Below are 18219 nucleotides of genomic sequence, written 5' to 3'. Positions count from 1 at the left end.
CTTTCGCGGGCAATCCCGCTCCTACAGGGTTTCATTTCTCTGTGAACCTATCCCTTTTTCCTACAGACAAAAGTACATACCCTTATTGCCTCGACGAAGCTGAACCATACCTGTCAGGCAAAAGCTCGAAACACTCTGCCGCTAGCCAGTAACACTTCAGCTGTGCAACATGGCGCGCGTGCCTTCCACAAATGGGAATTCCCTTTATGAAACGTTTTCTTAGCATCGCCATGGCGTTGTGCATCGGCCTGACGATGAGCCTCGACGCCAACGCCAAGCGCTTTGGTGGCGGCAAGAGCTCCGGCGCTGCGCCGACTCACCAGACCAGCCAAATGGCTCCTTCTTCTGCTGCCGGTGGCGCTGCTGCCACTGCCGGCGCGGCCGGTGCCGCTGGCGCCGCTGCCAAAGCCGGCGGTGCATCGCGCTGGCTCGGCCCTCTGGCCGGTATCGCTGCCGGTGGCCTGCTGGCCTCCATGTTCATGGGCGGCGGCTTCCAGGGGATGCAGATCTTCGACATCCTGATCATGGCGGTCATCGCCTTCCTGGTCTTCCGCTTCATCGCCGCTCGTCGCCGCAAGCAGCAGGAGCACCTGGCCCCGGCCGGCGCGCCAATGCAGCGTGAAGTGTTTGAGCAGAAGCCTGCTGGCATGGGTTCGATCTTCGGCGGTGCAGCAGCGCCGGTTGCCGCACGTCCGGTGATCAATGCGCCAGCCTGGTTCAATGAAAACAACTTCATTGAAGCAGCTCGCAACCACTTCCAGTCCCTGCAGCAGCACTGGGACGCTAACGAAATGGACAAGATTGCCGAGTTCGTGACCCCGCAACTGCTGGAGTTCCTGAAGCGCGAGCGCGCTGATCTGGGCGACAGCTTCCAGTCCACCTACATTGATAACCTCAATGTGCAACTGGACGGTGTGGATGACCGTGCGGACAAAACCATCGCCACCCTGACCTTCAGCGGTCTGTCGAAGACCTCGCGCTTCGACCAGGGCGAAGTGTTCAGCGAAAGCTGGAACATGGAACGTCCACAGGGCGAGAACCAGCCTTGGCTGGTAGCCGGTATCCGCCAGAACGGCTGATCACCCGCTGCTTTAAAAATGCTGTAATAAAAACCCCAGCCCCGGCTGGGGTTTTCTATTTCGCGGTTGCATCTATAGCGAGCTACTGTATAAACCGCCCCAACCAAACCGCGCCAACAGCAAGAGGATCCCGGACGTGGAAGAAATCATCGAACAACTGCGTGAAGCCAACGAACCGGTACCAGTCCCCTTGGAACTGCCTGACGAAGACATGCTGGTAGAGATCGAAGAGCAACTGTTCATCGACATTCCATTCGTCTTCAGAGAATTTTTGCTGACCGTCAGCGACGTGGTCTACGGCAGCCTGGAGCCGGTGACGGTGACCGACCCGCAGTCCCACACCTACCTGCCGGACGTGGCGGCCAATGCCTGGGATGCGGGCGTCGATCGCAGCCTGATCCCGATCTGCCAGGACGGCGACGACTACTACTGCGTCGAAGAAGACGGCACCGTGGTGCTTTGGCAAGCCGAAGAAGAGCTGATTGCCGAAGAAACCTGGGAATCGGTATGGCACTGGGCCCGAGACGTCTGGCTGGAAAGCTGAGCCACGCAGTATTCTGCAGCCATCAGCCCGCGCAGCGGCCCGAGGGCTGCAGGTTCAATCAATGGCCTGACGATTCCTTGTGATTGTCCAGGGTCTCCAGCAGGGCCACCTGCATCCGTGTGTGAACGCGAATGAACCAGCGCCACAACACGGCAGCCACAGCGGCCGCCACTACGACGATCAATACCAGCAGCTTGTTGGTGGGCAAAATACTCGCCGACAAGGCCGCCAGCAGCAGGAAAATCACCAGCAGCGACAGGATCGGAATCACTTCAGCGATCACCCGTCGTACCCGCTGCGTGTGACGCCCCGCCATCTCCGGCTTGACGCCCATTTCCGCCAGCAGCATCGACAACGCCTTGAGCTTGCGGTAGGCGGCGATCAGAAATGGCAGCGACAGGATCAACGCCCCACCCCAAATCAACGCCTTCTGCCAGCTCGGATCACTGATCCAGTCCTGCAGGTAGGCAGACATGCGCTCGGCGAAAAATGCCCCCGAGAAGAAAATCGCAATCACCAGCGCCAGGTTGACGCCGACCTGCAACAGAATCCGCCGGATCATCGACGCCAACAGCGCACCCTCGCCTTGGGGCTGGATGCTGCGCAACCATTCGCCATACATGCCCAATACCCGGCCCAGTCGCTGAGGCATCACCGCTGCCAGCTTGATCGACAGGGGGTCCGCCGCGCGGATCAGATACGGCGTCAGCAGCGTGGTGATGACCGACACGGCAACGGCCACCGGATACAGGAAATTACTGGTCACCTGCAGCGTCATGCCCAGCGCCGCAATGATGAAGGAGAACTCGCCAATCTGCGAAAGCCCCATGCCAACCCGCAGTGAAGTACGTCCGTCATTGCCTGCGATAAACGCGCCCAAGCCGCAGGACAGCATCTTGCCCAGCACCACCGCAACAGTGATCACCGCGATGGGCCAGGCATATTGCAGCAGGATCATCGGATCGAGCATCAGCCCGATGGCGACAAAAAATATTGCGCTGAACAGATCACGCACCGGTTCAATCAGACGCTCAATCTTCAGCAGTTGCCGCGATTCCGCCATGATCGCGCCAATCAGGAACGCTCCCAGTACCATGCTGTACTCGAGCTTGACCACCAGCAGGCAGAAGCCGAAGCAAAGCCCCAGCACGGTGATCAAGAGCATTTCGTTGCTTTCGAATCTGGCCACGTAAGCCAGCAGGCGCGGCACCAGCAGAATGCCGATCACCAACGCGACAATCATGAACAGCGACAGCTTGCCGACCGTAGAAAAGACTTCGCCGGAGCTCACGGTACCGCTCACCGCGATGCTCGACAGCAAGGCGATAATCCCGATGCCGAGGATGTCCTCGACGATCAACACGCCAAAGATCAACTGTGCAAAGCGCTCGTTCTTCATCTTCAAGTCGTTCAGCGCCTTGACGATGATAGTGGTCGAGGAAATCGCCAGGATCGCGCCAAGGAACAGCGAATCCATGGTGTTCCAGTCGAACCAGCGGCCGATTTCATAGCCGATACAGATCATCAGTACGATTTCCAGGAACGCTGCGATAAACGCTGTGGCGCCGACCTTGAACAGCTTGCGCAGGCTGAACTCCAGGCCCAGGCAGAACATCAGGAAGATCACCCCGAGTTCGGCCAGGGTCTTGATGGTTTCTTCATCGTGGATAAGGCCGAACGGCGGGGTGTGCGGGCCAATGATGAAGCCGGCAACGATGTAGCCCAGGACCACAGGTTGTTTAAGCCTGTGGAACAACACCGTGACCACCCCGGCGACCAACATGATCACTGCCAGATCCTGGATAAAACTGATCGCATGCATGGTGTGGGGCTCCTTTGGGTCGACTTTTGGAGCGTAACACCGCGACTTCCGCCAGAAAGGCGGTGCAATATATGGAAACAGATCGGCCAGGGCGTGACGGCAGCCACCCGCCCGGCGTCCCGATAACTGTTGGTTTGAAAAAAGCTGACAAGGCACCCGCAGAGGTGCGCCCCAATAACCTGCCTTGAACCGTGAGCACTTTATGGAACCCGGAAACGCCCAACTGTCGATGACGGTATTGATGACCCCCGACATGGCCAACTTCTCTGGCAATGTTCACGGCGGCACTCTGCTCAAGTACCTCGACGAAGTCGCGTATGCCTGCGCCAGCCGTTATGCCGGCCGCTATGTGGTGACCTTGTCGGTGGACCAGGTGATCTTTCGCGAACCCATTCACGTCGGCGAGCTGGTGACCTTCCTGGCCTCGGTGAACTACACCGGCAACACGTCGATGGAAGTCGGGATCAAGGTCGTCACCGAGAACATTCGTGAACGCTCGGTGCGGCATACCAACAGCTGTTTTTTCACCATGGTGGCGGTAGATGACGACCGCAAGCCGGCCTCCGTTCCACCGCTGCAACCACAGAACAGCGAAGACAAACGCCGATATGTGCAGGCCCAGCAACGCCGGCAGATTCGTCAGGAGCTGGAAAAGCGTTATCAGGAGATCAAGGGCGACGCCTGAGGTCTGGTTCCGACCTTAGATAGCTTTCGCGGGCAAGCCCGCTCCCACAGGAAATCTGCCGGGTGCACAAATATTGTGTCCACTGACAATCTCTGTGGGAGCGGGCTTGCCCGCGAACGGGTTCAACGCAAAATCAGAGGCTGATCGCAGTCGCCTCAAACCGCACCCGCGGATGCGCAATGCGGTCCTGAGCCCGCACCAGTTCCAACTCGTAGCTGGCACACGCCTGGGTCTCCAGCAGCACTTCATGCACCGCCGACGCCGCGAATTCGAACGCCGCCACCAGGCTGTCCCCCAACAGCACTCGCGCCAGGAACAACCCTGAAGTCAGGTCGCCCACGCCCACCGGCTGCCGCGGGAACGCCAACAGCGGACGGCGCAAATGCCAGCTGTTCTCGGCTGTGACCAGCAGCATTTCGAACACATCCGCCGCTTTCCCGGGATAGTCCAGGTGCTTGACCAACACTGCCTTGGGGCCACGGGCCAGCAGTGCTCGCGCCATGGCCAGGCAGTCGAACAGCGATTGCGGGCGGCGCCCTGAAAAGCTGTCCAGCTCCAACTGGTTCGGGCACATGAAGTCGGCCACGGCCGCCGCTTCTTCCAGAAGGAAATCGCTGACCTCCTGCGGCACACTGCAGCCCTTCTCCGGGTGACCCATCACCGGGTCGCACAGGTATAACGCCTTGGGATTCATCGACTTGATCCGCGCCACACCGGTCAGGATCGCCCGTCCCTGGGCCGCACTGCCCAGGTACCCGGAGAGCACCGCATCACAATTGCCCAGCTCACCGATCGCCGCGATGCCTTCCACCAACGCCGGAATCTGTTGCGGCGACAAGACTTCCCCGGCCCATTGGCCGTACTGGGTATGGTTGGAGAACTGCACAGTGTTAAGCGGCCATACGTTTACCCCGACCCGTTGCATCGGGAAAACCGCGGCGCTATTGCCAGCATGGCCGAATACCACGTGGGACTGGATGGCGAGCAGATGGGGTGTACGTTTCATGCGCTGAGTTTCCGTCAAACGAAATTCGAGCCGCGCAGTATGCGACTAAACGCAGCCTGTACGACAGACCGGGGACACAGTTAAGCTGACACTATCTTGTTGGAGCACCCTGTTGATGCTGACCCTCGGAAATATCTTCGTGCTGATGCTGCTGGCCACCGCTGGCGCGTGGCTGTGGCATAACCATGGTTTGCGCGAACGTGCACTGGAGCGGGTCAAGCAGCACTGCGCCAAGCTGGGTATCGAGCTGCTGGACGGTAATGTCGCGCTGAAAAAAATTGGCTTCATGAAGGATGCCAACGACCGCCGGCGCCTGGCCCGTGTGTATAACTTTGAATTCACCGTAACCGGCGAAAGCCGTCATAACGGCACGATCACCCAGTTCGGCGCCCACAGCGCGCAGATCGAACTGGCGCCCTACCCGATGCCGTTCGATGAATCACCGGCGGTGGTCGACATCGTCAAACCCCGCGCTGAAGTGATCGAGCTGAGCCAATGGCGCCAGGATCACAACAAGTGGAGGCCTTAGAGCAGGCAATCAGCCAACGTCTCTTGTAGCGTCACCACATCCCCTGGGGCATCGAAGATCAACTCGATGCGCGAATCCAGGCGCCACTCACTGGGCCGCCATTGCAACGGCGAGTTATCCAGCGCATTGGCGGACACCCAACCTGCATCGCTGTGAATAACCAGCTTTGCCCGCCGCCACACCATGCCCTCAAGCCATCGACTGACGTGGGCCAATTGGAACGTCTGGCTCGGGTGCCAGCGCCAGCCAACGCTCCAGCTGCCCTGCTGTTCCTGACAGAGACAAATCGGCGTTGCAGGGTCAGTCCATAGTGCCGGCAGCTGTCCCAGCCCCTTGGGCGCGATGAAGTTATCCACAGCGGCCACAGCGCAAGCATCGAGCCCCGGTAGTGCGCTTAGCGGCAGTGCTGCGTGCCGGGTCCAGTGCAGTGGGCGCGCTGGCAGGCTGGCGGCGATGCGCTGGCGATCTGCTTCATTGAGCTGTTCCGACTTGTTCAGCAACAACAAGCCGGCGCTGCCCAGCGCCTCCTGTTGCGCCTGTGGCAAGGTTTTGCCAAGGGCTAGCGCCTGGGCATCCAGCACCAGTACACACGGCTGTACAGCCAGTACACCCAGCCACGGCCCCTCGTTCAGTTGCCTGAGCAATTGCGCCGGATGACCCAACCCGGACGGCTCGATAAACAGCCGATCGGGCCGTGCCTTGCGCAGCAGACGTCCCAGCCCTATCTGAAAAGGCGCACCGTTTACGCAGCACAAACATCCCCCGGCCACTTCACCCAGTGCGATACCATCGGCGTCGCTGGTTAATAGCGCTGCGTCCAGGCCGATCTGGCCGAACTCATTGATCAGCACTGCCCAACGTTCGTTCTGGGGCCGCTGCTCAAGCAACTGCCTGATCAGGCTGGTCTTGCCAGCACCCAAGGGGCCGGCAATGACGTGGGTCGGGATGTTCTGCAACATGATTGATGGATTCTAAGGGGGTAGAAGATGCGGTTGACGGGATTGTTGTTGCTCCTGGCGCTGACCTCAGACGAGGTACTGGCGCAGGCCTGCATGGTTCACAGTACCGCCGAGCGACTGGATGTGAAAGTGTGCCAGCAGAACCGCAACATACCGGAAAAACTCTTCGCCGATGGTTTTTGCCAGCCCAACCTGCCCGGGCAGAAAGTCGACGTGCAGTATGTGAACGAATGCCCTGCCGGGGCGTTTGGCGTCTGCAGCAACGCCCAGGTCGCCAATATGCCGTACCGGCAGGATATTCACTATTACGGTGTGGTGACCGATCAGGCGTACCTCAAGCCCTATTGCGAGGCACAAAGCCAGGGCAGCTGGCTCAAGCCTTGAGCCTCAGGCGACTTCCTCGTACCACGGTCCGAACGGGTCCGTCAGCTGTTGCCAGCCCGACACGCCCAATGCCATTTCTGCTTCAGTGAGCAAGCAGTCGTCCAGCTCGCCGGTGAGTTTTGCGAAGTCGATATTCTGGCCGATGAACACCAGCTCCTGGCGGCAATCGCCGGTGTCGACAGCCCAGTTTTTTCGGATTGCAGCGATGCTTTCGTCGTCCTGTGGCCACTGCTCCTGTGGCACAAAACGCCACCAGCGCCCAGCATATCCATGGCGCATCAAGCCGCCCGCCTGAGACCAGCTACCCGCGTCCATGTGCTTGCTGGCGAGCCAGAAAAACCCCTTGGAACGCAGCAATTTGCCATTTTCCCAGGAGCCGTTGATGAAATCGAAAAAACGCCGGGGATGAAAAGGTTTAAGCGCCCGATAAGCGGTGGAAGCGATGCCATACTCCTCGGTCTCCGGCAGGTGCTCACCGCGCAGCTCTCGCAGCCAGCCAGGGGCTTGGGCGGCCTTGTCGAAATCGAAACGACCCGTATCAAGGATTCTGCCCAAGGCAACTTCGCCCATGACCATTGGAATGATCTCTGCCTGGGCGTTAAGCCGCGCAAGAATCGCCATTAACTCCAAGCGTTCGCTGCTGCTGATCAGATCGACCTTGCTGATCAGAATGACGTCGGCAAACTCAATCTGCTCGATCAACAAGTCGGTAATGGATCGCTCGTCACCCTCACCCAGGGTTTCACCCCTTGATGCGAGGCTGTCTGCGGCCTGGTAGTCGAGGAGAAAGTTCACCCCATCAACTACCGTGACCATGGTATCGAGGCGCGCCAGATCGGCCAGGCTCTGTCCTTGTTCGTCGCGGAAGGTGAATGTTTCAGCAACCGGCAATGGTTCGGATATTCCCGTCGACTCGATCAGCAGGTAATCGAAGCGACCGTCCCTGGGGAGCTTGCTCACCTCCTCCAGAAGATCTTCGCGCAGCGTGCAGCAAATGCAGCCGTTGCTCATTTCCACGAGCTTCTTCAGCGCGGTTCAGGCTGACGTCACGCTGAACCTCACTGCCATCAATGTTGATTTCGCTCATGTCATTGACGATCACGGCCACCCGCAGGTTTTCGCGATTTCGCAGCACATGGTTGAGCAGCGTGCTTTTGCCCGCGCCTAAAAAGCCAGACAGCACGGTGACGGGTAGACGGTGGGGCATGCGAAATTCCTCGTAGGCATTGCACGCTCTTGTGAGAAAAGGCGTGGCAGATTCAATATGTAATAACATAACATAGAACATCTACCTCTACGATGGAACTGCCTCATGAACGCGCTGACGTTGCCGGATATCGCCACCCAGGCCTCCCACCAAACACTGCCGCTGGATTGGGTCGGCATGCGCGGGATTGCCATTCCCGTGGTGCTCAACGGCCAGCAATGCTCGGCAAAAGCCGATGCGGGGGTCAGCCTGGACGATGGCGACGCACGCGGCATCCACATGTCACGCCTATACCTGGCATTAGAATCGCTCGAGCAACAGGAGCTGACGCCTGCGCGCTTGAGCCAGGTACTGCAGTGCTTTCTGCGGAGTCATGAGGGACTTTCAAACAGTGCCTACCTCAATATTCACTTTGAGCTGCTGTTAAAAAGACCGGCACTGATCACCCAATTATCCGGCTGGCGGTCATACCCAGTGAGTGTTCAAGCGCGCCTGGAAAATGGAATGTTCCACGTGGAACTAAATGTCGAAGTCATCTACTCGTCGACCTGCCCCTGCTCAGCCGCCCTTTCGCGGCAACTGATCCAGCAGCAATTCATGAATGATTTCGCCAACAGGACTTTGCGGCATACCGAGGTGCTTATGTGGTTGGGTGGCGCAAATGGAATTGTTGCGACACCTCACAGCCAGCGCAGTAGCGCACAACTGCAAGCCCGGATAATTCCGAATGGGTGGGAGTTACCACTGGTAAAAATAATAGATGTGGCAAAAGCAGCGTTAGGCACCGCAGTACAAACAGCGGTTAAACGCGCCGACGAACAAGCTTTCGCGTTGGCAAATGGACAGAACCTGATGTTCTGCGAAGACGCCGCGCGACGTCTGCACTTTGCCCTCAAACACTGCGATGAAATCGACGGGTTTCAGGTACGCGTGGTGCATGCAGAGAGCCTGCATGCCCACGACGCTGTGGCACAGAGCGAATGGAATCGGGATCAGGCTCGAGGCTTGACCGTACCGCAATCCTGACCCAGCCACACGGCTCGAGTATCGAGGCTACCCTTCTGCTGAATACCGGTGGCATTGAATGTACCGTTGACCTTGGTAGTGAACTCACGATCGCTGAGGAAAGTGGCCACGCCGGTACCCTGTGCCTTCGGACAGCTGAACCGGAATTTCCACTGGTTGCCGGTACGCTCGGTGATTTCCTGCTTGCAGCCCGACTGAGGATCCGTCAGGGGGATATTGTCGGTCTTCACCTGTTCCGGAGTCAGGCAGGCGCGAATACCCTTGCCACCCATGGTGATGCCTTGCTTCTCCAGTTGAGCGCGTTGCTCAGGCGTCATCTGGCTCTGGATCTGCCCGAGAATCAGTTGCAGATCCGGGAGATCCTGGTTGTCGACCTTCATGTTGCTCGAGGTCAATTCCCACAAACCTGGCTGAAGCATCTGCGCCTGAGCGGCCACAGGAAGTGCCAAACCAAATGCCATGGCCAAACCCAGCAGACGAACGTTCATCGTGTAACTCCTGATCAGTAGTGGCCGTTAGACGTCAGCCACGGGCATCGGTTCATGGACCAATTAATTAGCGACATTCTGCACGGAACATGGTCTGTTAAGCATTGAATATTCAGGAGCAAGGTTGCCCCATGGATTACTTTGGACCGCACATTTTCGGCTACATGATTGCACTGCTCCATACGCTCGGCTCGATCGCGGCCATTCATGCAGTGCTCACCGTAAGGACGGCCCAAGGCTCGATCGCCTGGGCCCTGTCGTTGGTGTTTATCCCCTACTTCACGCTCATCCCCTACCTGGTGTTCGGCCGCAGTACGTTTGATGGATATATCAAGGCCCGCCGGCAGGCCAACGAGGAAATGCGCAAAGCGATCTCCGAGCTTAATTGGCGGCCCTGGGTAGAAGAGGCGCTGGCCGCGCGCGCATCCAGCGCCTACGCGTCCCTGCGAGCGATGCCTAAACTGGGACGAATGCCGTGCCTGGCGAACAATGAAGTGCGCCTGCTGATCAATGGGAAGGCCACCTTCGAAGCTATTTTCGCGGCTATAAGCTCCGCCAAAGAAGCGGTGCTGATCCAGTTTTTTATCATTCACGATGACCGCCTCGGCCAACGTCTGCAAAGCCTGCTGCTGCAAAAAGCCGCCGAAGGGGTGGCGGTTTATCTGTTGTATGACCGCATTGGCAGCCACTCCCTGCCCCACAGTTTTGTCCAGCCGTTGCGCGATGCTGGTGTTGAGGTCAAGGCGTTCGCCACTCGCAGCGGTTGGCTAAATCGCTTTCAGGTGAACTTCCGCAACCATCGAAAAATTGTGGTGGTCGATGGTGTGCTGGGCTTTGTCGGTGGCCACAATGTCGGCGACGAGTACATGGGCGAGAAACCACCGCTGGCACCCTGGCGTGATACCCACGTTGAAGTACGCGGCCCAGTCGTTGCCTGCATGCAGGAATCGTTTGCCGAAGATTGGTTCTGGGCGGCGCGCTCGCTGCCCACGCTGATACTGCCTGACGTCTATCCGGATGACGGAGTGCTGTGCCAGTTGCTCGCCAGCGGCCCGGCAGATGCCTATGAAACCTGCTCACTGTTCTTCGTAGAGGCGATCCACGCAGCCACGCAGCGGGTCTGGATCACCAGCCCTTATTTCATTCCTGACGAAGCTGTTTTCGCCGCCCTGCGTCTGGCTGTGTTGCGCGGAGTGGACGTGCGCCTGCTGTTGCCATCGCGCCCGGACCACCGCATCGTCTATGCCGCGTCCAGCCTCTACGCTTTCGAAGCGGTCCGGGCCGGTGTTCGGGTGTTCCGCTACGAGCCTGGTTTTCTGCACCAGAAGGTGGTGCTGATAGATAGCGAGATCAGCGCGATCGGCAGCGCGAACCTCGACAACCGTTCGTTCCGGTTGAATTTCGAAGTGATGCTGCTGACAGTCGACAGTGCTTTCGCCGGCGAGGTGGAGCAGATGCTGAACGCCGATTTCGCCCTGGCCCATGAAATAGCCAAGGAGGAAAGCCGGGAGACCCATCGCCTGCAACAGATCGGCATGCGGATAGCCCGGCTGATTTCGCCAATTCTTTAAGGCGTATAGATGTCATCGCGGGTCCATGGCAGTTCATGGCTGCCATCAGGATGGGCTTTGACGGCAAGTATCTGGTGCAGGTTGATCCAGCCCCTGGCAAATGCGTAGGCACAGCCGGCCAGATACAGCCGCCAGATCCGCAAAGCCTGCTCCGGCACCTGCTTCGCGGCGGCCTCCAGATTGTCTTCCAGGCGCTCGCTCCAGTGGTCCAGCGTGCGCGCATAGTGCAGGCGCAAGCTCTCGACGTCGACGATCTCAAGGCCCACTTCACTGATCTCGGCCGAGATCATGGACAGGTGCGGCAACTCGCCATTGGGAAACACGTACTTGCCGATGAAGTCACCCGCCCCGCGTCCAACCGGACGCCCATCGGTATGTTTAGCGGTAATGCCATGGTTCATCACCAGGCCGCCCTCTTTTACCGCGCCAAAAAGCGTCTTGCAGTACTCCGGGAGATTAGCGTGCCCGACGTGTTCGAACATGCCGACACTGACCACTTTATCGAAGCGACCATCCTGAGGCAGGTCGCGGTAGTCGAGCAGTTGCAGTTCTACCAGGTCGTCCAGCCCCTCGGCGGTGACTCGCTCCCTGGCCAGCGCCAGTTGTTCCTTGCTGAGCGTGATTCCGAAAACTTTCGCGCCGAATTCCCGCGCGGCATACCGCGCAAGCCCACCCCAGCCGCAACCCACGTCGAGTAAATAGTCACCGGGTTGCAGTCGCAGCTTGCGGCAAAGGTGACGAAATTTTGCTTGTTGTGCCTGCTCCAGGGATTCGCTGCCGGTCTCGAAATAGGCGCAGGAGTACGCCATGTCACTGTCGAGCCAGAGCTGGTAGAAGGCGTTGGAAAGATCGTAGTGATAGGAAATGGCCTTGGCGTCGGTTTCCTTGTCATGCACGGTGCGCACAAATTGACCGGCGTCGTCCTCATCCATCAAGGCCTGGCTCCATTGATCGCAGACGCGAATGACGTCGGTGATTGAACCTTCCAGCTCAAGTTTGCCTTCGACGTACGCTGCTCCCAACGCATCCAGACTCGGATGGGTGAACTGGGAAACCATCTGTGGGTCCTTGACCACAATAGTGACACTAGGCGCCGGCCCCAGATTGAATTCATGGCCATCCCAAAGTCTCAAGCGAAGCGGCAACTGCAGATTCTGTAAGGCCGGTGGAATACGCGCGAGCATGGAGAATCCCCCTTGTTTCAGACGTCTGATGAGAGGTTAGACCATCCTGGAAAAATAGCTGGCTATCGATTTAACGGGCTTTCCAGGGATCTTCCGGTCAAAAAAACACCAGAACCTGCACCCTCCTCCCAGATGACTCCCGGAAACTGCTGGAGTTCTGAAAATTATGATTGCCCTGCCGAGGGCGCATGAGACATATTATGTCCATAATATTAACCCCGGACTACTTTTAACTTCCGATGATCTTCCATCCAGGAGAACAGCATGAGCACCTACGACATCGTGATACTGGGCGGCGGCCCTGGCGGCTACAACGCAGCAATCCGGGCCGGCCAATTGGGCCTGAAGGCCGCCTGCGTCGAAGGTCGCACCACGCTGGGAGGCACCTGCCTGAACGTTGGCTGCATGCCGTCCAAAGCGTTGTTGCATGCCTCGGAGCTCTACGAAGCGGCCATCGGGGCGGAATTTGCCAACCTGGGCATCGAGGTCAAACCGGTGCTGAACCTGGCGCAGATGATGAAGCAGAAAGACGAAAGCGTTAGCGGCCTGACCAAAGGCATCGAGTTCCTGTTTCGCAAGAACAAGGTCGACTGGATCAAGGGTTGGGGCCACATCGATGGCCCGGGCAAAGTCACGGTAACCGACAGTGAAGGCGGCAAGACCGAGCTCGGCGCCAAGGACATCATCATCGCCACCGGCAGCGAACCCACGCCCCTTCCCGGAGTCAGCATCGACAATCAACGAATCCTCGACTCCACTGGCGCGCTGTCACTGGCTGAAGTGCCCAAGCATCTGGTGGTGATCGGCGCTGGGGTAATAGGTCTGGAGTTGGGTTCGGTATGGCGGCGCTTGGGAGCGCAGGTCACCGTAGTGGAATTTCTCGACCGCATCTGTCCAGGCGTTGATGCAGAGGCAGGTAAAACACTGCAGCGTTCGTTGAGCAAACAGGGGATCAGCTTCAAGTTGAGCTCTAAAGTCACCAGCGCCACCTCGTCCGCAACCGGAGTGCAGCTAAGCGTTGAGCCCGCTGCGGGAGGTACCGCCGAGCTGCTGGAGGCCGACTACGTCTTGGTGTCCATCGGCCGCCGGCCTTACACCGAGGGCCTGGGGCTGCAGAACGTGGGCCTGACGACGGACAAGCGCGGGATGCTCGCCAACAAAAGGCATCGCACCGAAGCCGCTGGAGTCTGGGTGATTGGCGACGTGACTTCCGGGCCGATGCTGGCGCATAAAGCCGAAGACGAAGCCATGGCCTGCGTGGAACAAATCGCCGGTAAAGCGGGCGAGGTCAATTACGACCTGATCCCCAACGTGATCTACACCCGACCGGAACTGGCCAGCGTCGGCAAGACCGAAGAGCAGCTCAAGGCTGAAGGTCGGGGGTATAAGGTCGGGAAGTTTCCCTTTACCGCCAACAGTCGCGCGAAGATCAACCATGAAACCGAAGGTTTCGCGAAAGTGCTGGCGGATGAGCGCACCGACGAAATTCTGGGCGTGCACCTTGTGGGCCCCAGTGTCAGCGAGATGATCGGCGAATATTGCGTGGCCATGGAGTTCAGCGCTTCAGCCGAAGACATTGCACTGACCTGCCATCCCCACCCTACCCGCTCCGAGGCTCTGCGTCAGGCGGCGATGAATGTGGAGGGGATGGCAACGCAGATGTAGCCCATGCTAGAGCGGCAGGTGCTCCAGGGGCAACGCGCCTGGAGCCTTTACGGTGTTGATGGCAAAGTTGCTGCGAATGTCACTCACGCCGGGCAGTTTCAACAGCTGGCCCGTGAGGAAACGGTCGTAGCCGCGCAAGTCCGGCACTACCACCTGCAGCAGAAAATCCGATTCGCCCGATACCAGGAATGCCGAAATCACCTCCGGCAATGCGGTTACAGCCAGGCGAAACGCCTCGGCCTGTTCGTCGTTATGGCGTTCCACCTTGACCCCGACAAACACCGTCAGCCCCAAGCCTACCTCGTCACGGTCCAGATTGGCCTGATAACCCCTGATCACTCCGGCCTCTTCCAGCATCCGTACCCGACGCAAGCACGGCGAGGCGGATAATCCGATCTCGTCGGCCAGTTGCACGTTGCTCAGGCGACCATCCCGTTGCAGGGCGGCAAGGATCTTGCGGTCGTAGGCGTCGAGCTTCATAGGTTGGCAGATTCCAATGGTGGAAAGGCAATAAACCAGTAGATTGTGCCACACACATGTTTCTACGCAGTGACCGGCGCCGCACTGGGCCGTTGGCTGCAACACAGCCCTTCGGCCCAGCGCTTGCAGCAATGGCTGTTCGGCAGCCTGCTGATCGGTTTGGCGATACGTCTAACGTTCGTCCAGCAGGCTTGATCAGGCTTGCTTGCGCCGCTTGTGCCGGTTGATCAGCAGCAGCGCAAAGGCGGTAAATGCCACCACCGCGCCCAGTTGCAGCCACGCTTTATACGGCCGCAAGACGTTACGGACCGGGCTGATGGCCTGCGTCACGTAACGTCGGTCGGCCTTCCCAAAATCCGGGGACGGGCAGCGCTCACCGAAGTGAACAGCCCAATCGACATACGGCCCTTCGTTGACGTACCGCCGATAAAATACCTGTTTCTGCTCTGGATCCGCGTTCCAGCCAGTTGCCGCACACAAAACAGCGGCAAATGCCTGGCTGGTATGCGGCAAGTTATCGGCGGCCCGAGTGGCAAGGTCGTTGGCGAGATAGCGGTAGTGATAACGCAGGTCTGGCTGTGCAGCGCTGGCTTGCTGACGGCTGAACTCTTCCTGCGCCAACAGTGGCCCCACTTTCAATTCGGTGCTTTGAAGGCTGTAGTTGCCTTCGAAAGTCGCGTAGTCGGGGGACATCTCATAGCCCAGTAACTCCATGCCGAAGTGACGGCTCAAGTCGGCCGCATGGAAGTACGCAAATGCCCTTTTGGTCGGCCACCATTTTGATTCTGCATCGTGGCGCAGCTCGCCGTACCACTTCGCCAGGCTGAACAACCGGGGGTTATCGAAGTAAACCGGCGCTTCGTTGTAGCGTCCTTCGCGCAGCAACCGGCGGCCGAGCAGGTTGCGTAGTTTGGCCGCGACCGTTAGCGGGGCTGCAACCTGGTCGCCACCTTCTGCTTCTTTTTTGGCCGCATAGGCCTCAACATCCTGCTGGCTAAAGGGCGTTGGCACCTGCACGTTGGTATCGACGTAATGCTTGAGCTCATCGACAGTCAGCACGCGCTCGGCCACGGTCGCCGCGTCCAACCAGTAGATGTCCTGGCTGCGGTAGAGTTGATCAAACGCTTGCAGGTAATCCCCACGCTGCAGCGCCAGAATTGCACTTTCACCCTCGACCCGACATTTGGGCTGCAGCGACTCGTAGTCAAAATCCGGGGTCCTGCGCTCACCCCATGATTCGTTCTGCGGGAAGGCCTGAGCAGCTTTGGCATAGGCTGCGGTTGCCGCGACTTTGTCGCCATCGCGCAGCGCCAGCTTCGCCCGTAGCCACCAAGCCAGGCCGCCGTCCCCGGCGTGCTCAAGAAAGGCTTTCGCGCTGGCGTAATCACCTTGTTGATAATTGACCGCCGCCAGCCGATCGGCGTTTTCCAGGGTCCCGCGCGTGCTGTTTTGAAGCAGCTTGATCAGCTTTAGTTCGTTCGGCGGTTGTTCCCCGAATGACCAGCCCAGTCGGCTGATCAAGGAAGCCGTCACCAGTTGCTGCACTGGCTTTCCCTGGAGCAATTGCGCCAAAGACGCTTCGGGCATCGCGGCCAATTCAGCCACCAGTTGCTTCAAGGAGCTGTAGCCCACTGGCGATCCGTGCCGGTTCTGCGTGGCATACAGCTCAATGGCGCGGTTCCAGTCACCTGCGGTGCGAACCACACGGGCTTCTTCGCCGAGGCTGGCGACTCCCAACTCCAAGGGGTCACTGAAGCCGTCAATGCTCAGTTGACGGGTCTGCTCGAAAGCAAGCCGGGACTGGGCCAACAGGCTTGGCACTGCATCCACTTGCGAGTTCATCGCGAACAATGCCCGTCCCAGGGAATAGGCGGCCCAGGTGCTGCGTAGCGGGCGCTGATCTGCCGGCAGTGCCAATACTTTGTGAAAGTACTCGACAGCCAGCGCGTAGTCAGCTGCATTGAAGGCCGCCGCGCCCGCCAGGTAGAACATGAGTTCGGGCGGCAGTGCTTTGCCGTCGACTTCAACTTGGCGCGCGTCGGCCACACTGCGCAGTTGCTTAACCAGAGCCTGTTGTTCCACAGACAAACCGACCTGCTCTGCCAGATCCCGCGAGCTGGGTTGGCCTGCTTCTTCGCCGTAACTGTAATCTTGACTGCCAGTAGCGGGCGCGATGTTCTTCAGCCCGGCAATCGAGCCTCCAAGGCGACTGACCTCGAAGTTGAAGTTGCCCTCCGGCAGCTCCGACAGGGTCTGCCCCCGGTTGTCCAACAGCCGCATGGGGAAGTCCGGGCCACAGGCCAGCACTGACCCCAGTGGCAGGCTGAGGGTCAGGCATAGCAGATGATGTGGCCACTTACGGATCAACATGTGACGCTCCTTGATCAATTTTTGCGCAGCGTGCCCAACCAATGGCGCGCTGCCCCTGTGCCGCTACTCGGCCCTCTCGTAGACGGCTGAAGGTCAGGCTGTTTGAAGTCTGCTGCATTGAATAACCGGCCAGCGCATCCGCACCTTCACAAGCGCTAGCCGCCAGCGTCACCCGTTCGGGCCATGGGCTGTCGAGATTGCCTGAGTTGATGATGCTGATTTCGAACAAGCCTTGATGCTCTGAAAGTTGCAACGTCACCTGGCTTCGGAGCGCCTCACCGCGTGCTACAGCGCGCAGCATGGTCAGGCTCCAGGCCCGGCGATCAATCGCCAGCGGTAATCTGAACCAGATTAGACCTGCGAGGTGCTCCGGGGGATTATCCCGCAGTTCCAGGCCAAGCTTGCGAAGTTGCTGGGGATCGGCCATTAACTCCTGGCGGTCACCGTCGCGCTCAAGGGGTACTTCGCTTTCTACGATCGGCCCGCCACTGCTCGCCGGCAACAACGCCACGCCATATGCAGGCAGTGCCAGGTAAAACGGTTTCGAGGTTTTGCGTGACCAAGCCGCGGTCCATTTTTTTGTTTGTTCCACGTGGAACAAACCTGTTCTTGGATCGCTGACTGCGTGCACTTGCAACACGCTGCTATCGACGGAGGATAAAAGTGCCGGCAACTCCGGGCTGTTCAGCCAAGCGGGTAATGCAGTGATACTCAGCGCCATGGAGGCCGGTAGAACCTGGCGCAATTCGCTCAGCAGATTTCGATAGGCCGGCAGTCGAGCAACACCGGCATCGTGGTCGATTTCCACCCCGGCCAATGTCAACCCCTGCCCTTGCCAATCAGTGATCAAGTGTTGGACCTGCGCAATGACTTCATGCGAATCCAGAGACTTCAACTGACCATCAAGCCGGATTACCGCGATCAGCGGGCGACCATCTTGTCGTAACAGATGGGCGTCAACTTGCGCCCGACTCCAGCCGGCTTGAGGAAATGACTGTAGAGCGAGTACACGCAGCGTAGAGAAATCAGCCCGGCTGTCACGCAAGGCGTGTTGATGAGCAGGCAGCCACTGGCGTTGCCAGATGTAGAGTTGCTGATCGAGCGCAGGCGCCTCGGGTTGCCCACAGCCGGCGAGCATCAGCAGCGGGAAAAGCAGTGCCCACCGTCGGATTGAAAACCCCATGAACATCTATCCCATCCAACACAGGGTTGCAGGGTAC

General features: G+C 58.9%; 16 protein-coding genes and 2 pseudogenes. 9 read left to right on the top strand and 9 right to left on the bottom strand.

Annotated elements, in window-relative coordinates; translation table 11 throughout:
* The first annotated feature begins 206 nt into the window (after positions 1 to 206).
* Together AAEZ05_RS14355 and AAEZ05_RS14350 are read left to right on the top strand one after the other, a co-directional pair.
* The gene (locus tag AAEZ05_RS14355) at positions 207 to 1079 is read left to right on the top strand and encodes a Tim44 domain-containing protein (RefSeq protein WP_045060840.1); all 873 of its coding nucleotides are present in this window, start codon (positions 207 to 209) and stop codon (positions 1077 to 1079) included.
* Positions 1080 to 1215: 136 nt separating this feature from the next.
* Positions 1216 to 1623: an SMI1/KNR4 family protein gene (locus tag AAEZ05_RS14350; RefSeq protein WP_034149364.1), complete on the top strand. Its 408-nt coding sequence runs from the start codon at positions 1216 to 1218 to the stop codon at positions 1621 to 1623.
* 58 nt (positions 1624 to 1681) lie between these two features.
* Here AAEZ05_RS14350 and AAEZ05_RS14345 read toward each other — a convergent pair whose 3' ends face one another.
* Positions 1682 to 3445 carry a cation:proton antiporter gene (locus AAEZ05_RS14345; RefSeq protein WP_350647822.1) on the bottom strand — a complete coding sequence of 588 codons (1764 nt, stop codon included), beginning with the start codon at positions 3443 to 3445 and terminating at the stop codon, positions 1682 to 1684.
* A gap of 202 nt (positions 3446 to 3647) precedes the next feature.
* Here AAEZ05_RS14345 and AAEZ05_RS14340 point away from each other — a divergent pair, with 202 nt between their 5' ends.
* Entirely contained in the window at positions 3648 to 4130 is a 483-nt protein-coding gene (locus tag AAEZ05_RS14340; RefSeq protein WP_045060843.1) for an acyl-CoA thioesterase, read from the top strand.
* A gap of 133 nt (positions 4131 to 4263) precedes the next feature.
* On the opposite strand, the gene pdxY is transcribed toward AAEZ05_RS14340, so the two are convergent.
* Positions 4264 to 5136, bottom strand: a complete 873-nt coding sequence (gene pdxY / locus AAEZ05_RS14335) for a pyridoxal kinase PdxY (RefSeq protein WP_045060844.1) — start codon at positions 5134 to 5136, stop codon at positions 4264 to 4266.
* A 115-nt stretch (positions 5137 to 5251) separates the two neighbouring features.
* On the opposite strand from pdxY, the gene AAEZ05_RS14330 reads away from it, so the two are divergent.
* The gene (locus AAEZ05_RS14330; protein ID WP_045060845.1) at positions 5252 to 5665 is read left to right on the top strand and encodes a DUF3301 domain-containing protein; all 414 of its coding nucleotides are present in this window, start codon (positions 5252 to 5254) and stop codon (positions 5663 to 5665) included.
* On the opposite strand, the gene AAEZ05_RS14325 is transcribed toward AAEZ05_RS14330, so the two are convergent.
* Entirely contained in the window at positions 5662 to 6624 is a 963-nt protein-coding gene (locus AAEZ05_RS14325; RefSeq protein ID WP_205891759.1) for a CobW family GTP-binding protein, read from the bottom strand. The genes AAEZ05_RS14330 and AAEZ05_RS14325 overlap by 4 nt on opposite strands.
* Positions 6625 to 6651: 27 nt before the next feature.
* Here AAEZ05_RS14325 and AAEZ05_RS14320 point away from each other — a divergent pair, with 27 nt between their 5' ends.
* Entirely contained in the window at positions 6652 to 7008 is a 357-nt protein-coding gene (locus tag AAEZ05_RS14320; protein ID WP_045060847.1) for a hypothetical protein, read from the top strand.
* Between the two features lie 3 nt (positions 7009 to 7011).
* On the opposite strand, the pseudogene zigA reads toward AAEZ05_RS14320, so the two are convergent.
* Positions 7012 to 8215: pseudogene (gene zigA, locus AAEZ05_RS14315) on the bottom strand (zinc metallochaperone GTPase ZigA).
* A gap of 105 nt (positions 8216 to 8320) precedes the next feature.
* Here zigA and folE2 point away from each other — a divergent pair.
* Positions 8321 to 9241 (top strand): GTP cyclohydrolase FolE2, encoded by a 921-nt coding sequence (gene folE2 / locus AAEZ05_RS14310; RefSeq protein WP_350647820.1) that lies wholly within the window; start codon positions 8321 to 8323, stop codon positions 9239 to 9241.
* Here folE2 and AAEZ05_RS14305 read toward each other — a convergent pair.
* Positions 9208 to 9729 carry a DUF3617 domain-containing protein gene (locus AAEZ05_RS14305; protein WP_045060850.1) on the bottom strand — a complete coding sequence of 174 codons (522 nt, stop codon included), beginning with the start codon at positions 9727 to 9729 and terminating at the stop codon, positions 9208 to 9210. The two genes, folE2 and AAEZ05_RS14305, sit on opposite strands and share 34 nt — an antisense overlap.
* A gap of 131 nt (positions 9730 to 9860) precedes the next feature.
* Between AAEZ05_RS14305 and cls the strand changes: the two genes are divergently transcribed.
* Positions 9861 to 11300, top strand: a complete 1440-nt coding sequence (gene cls, locus AAEZ05_RS14300; protein WP_350647818.1) for a cardiolipin synthase — start codon at positions 9861 to 9863, stop codon at positions 11298 to 11300.
* On the opposite strand, the gene cfaB is transcribed toward cls, so the two are convergent.
* Positions 11297 to 12484, bottom strand: coding sequence for a C17 cyclopropane fatty acid synthase CfaB (gene cfaB, locus AAEZ05_RS14295; RefSeq protein ID WP_045060852.1), 1188 nt, complete (start codon positions 12482 to 12484; stop codon positions 11297 to 11299). The genes cls and cfaB overlap by 4 nt on opposite strands.
* 264 nt (positions 12485 to 12748) lie before the next feature.
* Between cfaB and lpdA the strand changes: the two genes are divergently transcribed.
* Positions 12749 to 14149: a dihydrolipoyl dehydrogenase gene (gene lpdA / locus AAEZ05_RS14290; RefSeq protein ID WP_045060853.1), complete on the top strand. Its 1401-nt coding sequence runs from the start codon at positions 12749 to 12751 to the stop codon at positions 14147 to 14149.
* 6 nt (positions 14150 to 14155) lie between these two features.
* Here lpdA and AAEZ05_RS14285 read toward each other — a convergent pair whose 3' ends face one another.
* Positions 14156 to 14629: an Lrp/AsnC family transcriptional regulator gene (locus AAEZ05_RS14285; protein ID WP_045060854.1), complete on the bottom strand. Its 474-nt coding sequence runs from the start codon at positions 14627 to 14629 to the stop codon at positions 14156 to 14158.
* Positions 14630 to 14692: 63 nt separating this feature from the next.
* Between AAEZ05_RS14285 and AAEZ05_RS14280 the strand changes: the two are divergent.
* Positions 14693 to 14824 (top strand): annotated as a pseudogene (locus AAEZ05_RS14280) (LysE family translocator); the annotation flags it as partial.
* Here the strand turns inward: AAEZ05_RS14280 and AAEZ05_RS14275 are convergent.
* Positions 14825 to 16999, bottom strand: a complete 2175-nt coding sequence (locus tag AAEZ05_RS14275; protein ID WP_350647815.1) for a hypothetical protein — start codon at positions 16997 to 16999, stop codon at positions 14825 to 14827.
* Positions 16986 to 18182, bottom strand: a complete 1197-nt coding sequence (locus AAEZ05_RS14270) for a DUF3142 domain-containing protein (RefSeq protein WP_045060869.1) — start codon at positions 18180 to 18182, stop codon at positions 16986 to 16988. Before AAEZ05_RS14270 ends, AAEZ05_RS14275 begins: the two co-directional genes overlap by 14 nt.
* Positions 18183 to 18219: the final 37 nt, after the last annotated feature.

This window comes from Pseudomonas sp. HY13-MNA-CIBAN-0226 (assembly GCF_040310305.1).
GTDB lineage: Bacteria > Pseudomonadota > Gammaproteobacteria > Pseudomonadales > Pseudomonadaceae > Aquipseudomonas > Aquipseudomonas gregormendelii.
Note: the sequence above shows the minus strand (reverse complement) of the source record. Positions and strands in the feature narration are given on the sequence as shown.

Bases quoted from the DNA above. Each gene is read 5' to 3' on its own strand.
- AAEZ05_RS14355 (WP_045060840.1), top strand. From the start codon at position 207: ATGAAACGTTTTCTTAGCATCGCCATGGCGTTGTGCATCGGCCTGACG.
- AAEZ05_RS14345 (WP_350647822.1), bottom strand. From the start codon at position 3,445: ATGCATGCGATCAGTTTTATCCAGGATCTGGCAGTGATCATGTTGGTC.
- AAEZ05_RS14340 (WP_045060843.1), top strand. From the start codon at position 3,648: ATGGAACCCGGAAACGCCCAACTGTCGATGACGGTATTGATGACCCCC.
- pdxY (WP_045060844.1), bottom strand. From the start codon at position 5,136: ATGAAACGTACACCCCATCTGCTCGCCATCCAGTCCCACGTGGTATTC.
- AAEZ05_RS14330 (WP_045060845.1), top strand. From the start codon at position 5,252: ATGCTGACCCTCGGAAATATCTTCGTGCTGATGCTGCTGGCCACCGCT.
- AAEZ05_RS14325 (WP_205891759.1), bottom strand. From the start codon at position 6,624: ATGTTGCAGAACATCCCGACCCACGTCATTGCCGGCCCCTTGGGTGCT.
- AAEZ05_RS14320 (WP_045060847.1), top strand. From the start codon at position 6,652: ATGCGGTTGACGGGATTGTTGTTGCTCCTGGCGCTGACCTCAGACGAG.
- folE2 (WP_350647820.1), top strand. From the start codon at position 8,321: ATGAACGCGCTGACGTTGCCGGATATCGCCACCCAGGCCTCCCACCAA.
- AAEZ05_RS14305 (WP_045060850.1), bottom strand. From the start codon at position 9,729: ATGAACGTTCGTCTGCTGGGTTTGGCCATGGCATTTGGTTTGGCACTT.
- cls (WP_350647818.1), top strand. From the start codon at position 9,861: ATGGATTACTTTGGACCGCACATTTTCGGCTACATGATTGCACTGCTC.
- cfaB (WP_045060852.1), bottom strand. From the start codon at position 12,484: ATGCTCGCGCGTATTCCACCGGCCTTACAGAATCTGCAGTTGCCGCTT.
- lpdA (WP_045060853.1), top strand. From the start codon at position 12,749: ATGAGCACCTACGACATCGTGATACTGGGCGGCGGCCCTGGCGGCTAC.
- AAEZ05_RS14285 (WP_045060854.1), bottom strand. From the start codon at position 14,629: ATGAAGCTCGACGCCTACGACCGCAAGATCCTTGCCGCCCTGCAACGG.
- AAEZ05_RS14275 (WP_350647815.1), bottom strand. From the start codon at position 16,999: ATGTTGATCCGTAAGTGGCCACATCATCTGCTATGCCTGACCCTCAGC.
- AAEZ05_RS14270 (WP_045060869.1), bottom strand. From the start codon at position 18,182: ATGGGGTTTTCAATCCGACGGTGGGCACTGCTTTTCCCGCTGCTGATG.